The sequence below is a fragment of the Kitasatospora sp. NPDC038210 genome (genome assembly GCF_055600605.1).
The window spans coordinates 1-5,282 of record NZ_JBVJYK010000071.1 but is presented as its reverse complement, the minus strand read 5'-3'; the positions used below and the strand labels follow the sequence as shown (position 1 = coordinate 5,282).

Genomic DNA, 5,282 nt, shown 5'->3' with positions numbered 1-5,282 from the left:
GCCGACACCCCCGTCATCACCCTCGACGCCCGCCGCCGCGACAGCGCCAAGAGCGCCCTCATCACCCTCGTCGAACACGCCCTGCTCGCCCGACTCCGCTGAGTCGGAGGCGTCGGGCCGCGGGTCCCCGGACCCGCGGCCCGACGCACGGGCGAGCGGAACCGAGCAGCCCCGTGGGCCCGTCTCCGCAACGGGCCGACGGGGCCGCCGCGCTTACCGGCCGGTGTCCTCCCGGGGGCCCGCGCAAGACCCGTGTATAAGCAGCGGATAACAGTTCGGTAGGCATTTTGTGATCAACAATGACGCAGTGTGGCGAATCAGCGTCACTCAGCGCCAGATCACCACGGTTTTGCTCCGCCATGTCGGTGATTGTCCGAATTGTGCCGACGCGGGCGCCCGACAGCGGCTGTTTGTTCCCCATCCCTGCACGTGCTGAAATTCCAGCTACCCCTGATTCTCTCGCCTCGGTTCGTCCGGTGACGGGTCAGGGCCCGGGGGTAGCGCTGGATTGATCCATGGCCGGCAGTCGGCCGAGAGGTAGTTGTCGAGTGAGGCGTAAGCAGCAACCCGCCCCGCAGCGGCGCTCCGAGCCCCGCCAGAGCGAGCCGAACGGTACCCCCGCGGGCCCGGCCGGATTCTCCGCGTTCACTCCCACCGAGGAACGCCCCCAGGCCGGACCGTCCCCGACTCCCCCGAGCATCGCCTCACCGCCCGGCAAGGGCGGCGCGCAGGGCGGCGAGGGCGAGGCCGGCCGGTACGACTTCCTCCGTCCGCGCAACTGGCGCGTGCCGACCCGCCTGATCGCGATCCTGCTGATCCCCGTGATCATCAGTCTCGTCTTCGGCGGTCTGCGAGTGAACACCTCGGTCGACGGCTACATCAAGGCGTCCCGCGCCGAGAAGACCGCCGAGCTGGCCAAGGCCGCGACCGAGCTCGCCGAGGCGCTGGAGAACGAGCGCGACAAGACGCTCATACCCCTGCTGACCAAGCAGGACCCGAACAACGAGGTCACCAAGCGCCGCGCCGACACCGACGCCGCGCTGAAGGCGTACAACGCCGCCTACGCGGCCTCCGACAAGTCCGGTGAGCTGCCCCGTCGCCACGAGGCCTTCCAGACCATGGTCGTCGACCTGCCGCACCTGCGGGCCAACGCCTACAGCCCCGAGCTGTTCCTCAGTGCGACCGCGAGCGCCTACTCGGCGCTGTACGCCCCCCTGCTGGCCTACGACAACTCGGTCGGCATGGGCTCCTCCAACGCCACCAGCAAGGGCCGCGCGATCTACGCGATGTCGCTGGCCAAGGCCTCCGCCTCGACCCAGCGCGCGCTGATGCTGCACCTGCTGGTCGGCATCGCGCAGAACGGCACCACCCGGTACGAGAACTCCGACGCGACCCAGCAGATCCTGGTCTCGGAGAAGCTGGAGCAGGTCTCCCTCAACGAGTTCAACACCGGTAGCGCCCCCGAGGACGCGAAGAAGTACGCGGACGCGCAGGTCGCCCTGTCCACCGCCCAGGACCGCTCGGCGTACAAGATGCCGAACGGCACCGCGCCGACCATGCAGGGCCTGCTGAACCTGGCCGCGGCGTACAGCCAGGCCGCCGCCGAGGGTCAGCTGAAGGGCAAGAGCAACGCCGACGCGGCGTTCGCCGAGGCGAAGGCCGCCGGTCTGACCCCGGACAACTGGAACCAGGCCGCCGGAACCCACATCCAGGCCCTGCGGAACACCGAAGTCGCGCTGCTGGACGACGTCCTCACCGACTCCCGCAACCTGAAGGACAACGCGCTCTACGACGCCATCCTCAACACGATCATCGTCGTCGCCGCGCTGATCCTGGCCGGCCTGCTCACCGGCTACGTCGCCCGCTCGATGATCCTCGGCATGCGCACCCTGCGCAGCGCCGCCCTGGAGATCGCCGACCACCGCCTGCCGGACCTGGTCGAGAAGCTCTCCAAGACCGACCCCGACCGGGTCGACACCTCGGTGACCCCGATCCCCCTGCACGGCAAGGACGAGATCGGCGAAGTCGCCCGGGCCTTCGACCAGGTCCACCAGCAGGCCGTGGCGCTCGCCGCCGAGCAGGCCCTGCTCCGAGGGAACGTCAACGCGATCTTCACCAACCTGTCCCGTCGCAGCCAGGGCCTGATCCAGCGCCAGCTGGCGCTGATCACCGACCTGGAGAACAACGAGGCCGACCCGGACCAGCTGGAGAACCTCTTCAAGCTGGACCACCTCGCGACCCGTATGCGCCGCAACGGTGAGAACCTGCTCGTCCTCGCGGGCGAGGAGGCCGGCCGCCGCTGGAACACCCCGGTCCCGCTGGTCGACGTGCTCCGCGCCGCCGCGTCCGAGGTGGAGCAGTACGAGCGCGTCGAGCTCGCCGGCATCCCGGAGGTCGACGTCGTCGGCGCCGCCGTGACCGACCTCGTCCACCTGCTCGCCGAGCTGCTGGAGAACGCCACCTCGTTCTCCAGCCCGCAGACCCGGGTGCTGGTCAACGCGACCCGCCTGCCGGACGGCCGCGTGCTGGTCGAGATCCACGACAAGGGCATCGGCCTCACCGCCGAGGACTTCGCGGAGATCAACGAGAAGCTGGCCGAGCCGCCCACGGTCGACGCCACCATCTCCCGCCGCATGGGCCTCTTCGTGGTCGGCCGGCTGTCCCAGCGGCACGACATCCGCGTGCAGCTCCGCCCCTCCGGCGAGTCGGCCGGCACCACCTCGCTGGTCATGCTCCCGCCGTTCGTCACCCAGGGCGGCGCCGCGCCGGAGCCCGAGGAGCAGTTCACCGTCTCCCGGATCTTCGCCGACCAGGAGCCGACCTCCCCGTGGGCGCCCGACGCCCCGACCCGCAGCGCCGCCGAACTCGGCTTCGACGACCACCTCACCGGCATCGGCAACTCCGGGTCCAGCGGCTTCAGCCCGGCCCTGGAGTCCGTCCAGCGCTCGCAGCGCCTCGACCAGGTCCGCCGCGCGGCCCTGGAGGGCGGGCCCGACTCGCCGGTGGTGGACGCCGAGGTCGAGGAGGAGTTCCAGCAGGGCTACGACCAGTACGCCCCGCAGGGCTACCAGCAGCAGGGCGCCTACGCCGACGACCAGTACGGCTACGACCAGCAGGGCTACCAGCAGGACGGCTACGCCCAGGACGGTTACGACCAGTACCCGCAGCAGGGCTACGACCAGCAGGGCTACGCCGACGAGCAGTACGCCGACGACCAGTACGGCTACGACCAGCAGGGCTACCAGCAGGACGGCTACGCCGACCCGTACGGCCGTCAGGCCCAGGACGCCCCGGCCGGCCACCCGTACGCCCCGGAGCAGCCCGCGCTGCCCGCGGCCGGGCCCGCCCCCACCCTGGCGTCCGGGCTGCCGCAGCGCCGCCCGGGCGAGCAGCTGGCGGGCGGTGGCCCCGGCAGCGCCCCGCCCGGCGCCCTGCCGACCGGCGACAGCCCGAACTGGTTCGCCGGTGCCAAGGACAACTCGTCCCCCAACGAGTCGCGCGGCCACGACGTGTCCTCGCTCGGCGGTTACGGCCCGACCGGCCCGACCGCCAGCTCCCCCTGGCAGTCGCCGAACGACGGCGACTGGCAGCGGGCCGAGCAGCTGCGCGAACCCTCCTCCGCCGGCACCACCGGCGCCGGTCTGCCGCGGCGCGTGCCCAAGCAGAACCTGGTGCCCGGCAACGCCAAATCCACCCCGCAGGACGGGCCGCAGGTCTCCCGCAGCCCCGAGGAGGTCCGTGGCCGCCTCACCAACCTGCGTCGCGGTGTGGAGCAGGGCCGCAGCGCCGGCAACACCGGAAGTTTCCGGATCGACCCCGATCAGGTAGACCAGTCCGGCAACGGACAGAACCGCAGCACCGATCTCTTCGGCGGCTCGAACCACCAGGAGCGTTGAGTTGACTCAGATGAGCCAGGCCGCACAGAACCTGAACTGGCTGATCACCAATTTCGTGGACAACACCCCCGGGGTGTCCCACACCGTGGTGGTCTCCGCGGACGGCCTCCTGCTGTGCATGTCCGAGGGCTTCCCGCGCGACCGCGCCGACCAGCTCGCCGCCGTCGCCTCCGGCCTCACCTCCCTCACCTCCGGCGCCAGCCGGATCTTCGAGGGCGGCGAGGTCAACCAGACCGTGGTCGAGATGGAGCGGGGCTTCCTGTTCCTCATGGCCGTCAGCGACGGCTCCGCCCTCGCCGTCCTCGCCGCCCCCGACTCCGACATCGGCCTCGTCGGCTACGAGATGGCCCTGCTCGTCGACCGCGCCGGCGCCGTCCTCACCCCCGCACTTCGCGCGGAACTCCAGGGCAGTCTCCTGCACTGACGGTTCGTCGGATACCGTCCAGGTATTCGAAGTACCTCCGCGTCCTTCCCGGGCCCGCTTCGGCGGGCTCGGGTTCGGACGTTGTACGGCCTTCGCACCACCGGCTCCGGACTCGCTCCGAAGCCCGAACCGCACCGCCGCACCCTGTGAGGAGAGGAACCGTGACACCGCCCGACGACCGCAGCGGCCAGTACGGTCTTCCGTACCCTGGCACAGGCCATGACGCCTTCGGATCTCCCGGCGTCGGCCACGGTCAGGAGTACGGCCGGCACCAGTACGGTCAGCCCCAGCAGCCGTACGCCCGGCCCGAAGAGCAGTACGGCCAGTACGCCCAGTACGACCAGTACGCCCAGCAGCAGCCCTCCTACGGTGCCCCCGCGCCCGGCTACCCGAACCCGGCACCGGTGCCCGACCCGGCGCCCGGTTACCGGCCGGCCCAGGAGCCCGGGCACGTGGAGGAGTTCGAGGACGAGCCCGACGCCGGCCCGCTGATCCGTCCGTTCGCGATGACCGGCGGTCGCACCCGGCCGCGCTACGAACTCGCGCTGGAGGCCCTGGTCTCCGCCGACGTCGATCCGCAGCGCCTGGCCACCCTGCTCCCCGAGCACCAGCGGATCTGCACGCTGTGCACGGAGGTCAAATCCGTCGCTGAGGTCTCGGCGCTGCTCTCCCTTCCCCTGGGAGTGGCCCGCATCCTCGTGGCCGACCTGGCCGAGGCCGGCCTGGTCGCCATCCACCAGCCCGCTTCCGGCGGCGAATCCGGAAACCAGCCCGACGTCACGCTGCTCGAAAGGGTCCTCAGTGGACTTCGCAAGCTCTAACGCGGCCGCCCCCACCCGCGCCACCACCTCCGCGAAGATCGTCGTCGCGGGCGGCTTCGGTGTCGGCAAGACCACGCTCGTCGGCGCCGTCTCCGAGATCAACCCCCTGCGCACCGAAGCCGTCATGACCTCGGCCTCCGC

The 5,282-nt window shown here is 71.1% G+C and carries 3 protein-coding genes and 2 pseudogenes; all 5 read left to right on the top strand.

Features of this window, described 5'->3' with window-relative positions; translation table 11 throughout:
* A pseudogene (locus tag ACZ7KX_RS42505) lies at window positions 1–102 on the top strand (ATP-binding protein); the annotation flags it as partial.
* A gap of 446 nt (window positions 103–548) precedes the next feature.
* Window positions 549–3,896, top strand: coding sequence for a nitrate- and nitrite sensing domain-containing protein (locus ACZ7KX_RS42500; RefSeq protein WP_470331313.1), 3,348 nt, complete (start codon window positions 549–551; stop codon window positions 3,894–3,896).
* Between the two features lie 10 nt (window positions 3,897–3,906).
* Complete coding sequence (locus ACZ7KX_RS42495; RefSeq protein WP_030248297.1) at window positions 3,907–4,320, top strand: roadblock/LC7 domain-containing protein; 414 nt, start codon at window positions 3,907–3,909, stop codon at window positions 4,318–4,320.
* Between the two features lie 161 nt (window positions 4,321–4,481).
* The gene (locus ACZ7KX_RS42490) at window positions 4,482–5,141 is read left to right on the top strand and encodes a DUF742 domain-containing protein (protein WP_470331312.1); all 660 of its coding nucleotides are present in this window, start codon (window positions 4,482–4,484) and stop codon (window positions 5,139–5,141) included.
* Window positions 5,122–5,282: pseudogene (locus ACZ7KX_RS42485) on the top strand (ATP/GTP-binding protein); the annotation flags it as partial. The gene ACZ7KX_RS42490 and the pseudogene ACZ7KX_RS42485, both read left to right, overlap by 20 nt.

Excerpts from the sequence above, each read along its gene's own strand:
- ACZ7KX_RS42495 (WP_030248297.1), top strand. The coding sequence starts at position 3,907 with ATGAGCCAGGCCGCACAGAACCTGAACTGGCTGATCACCAATTTCGTG.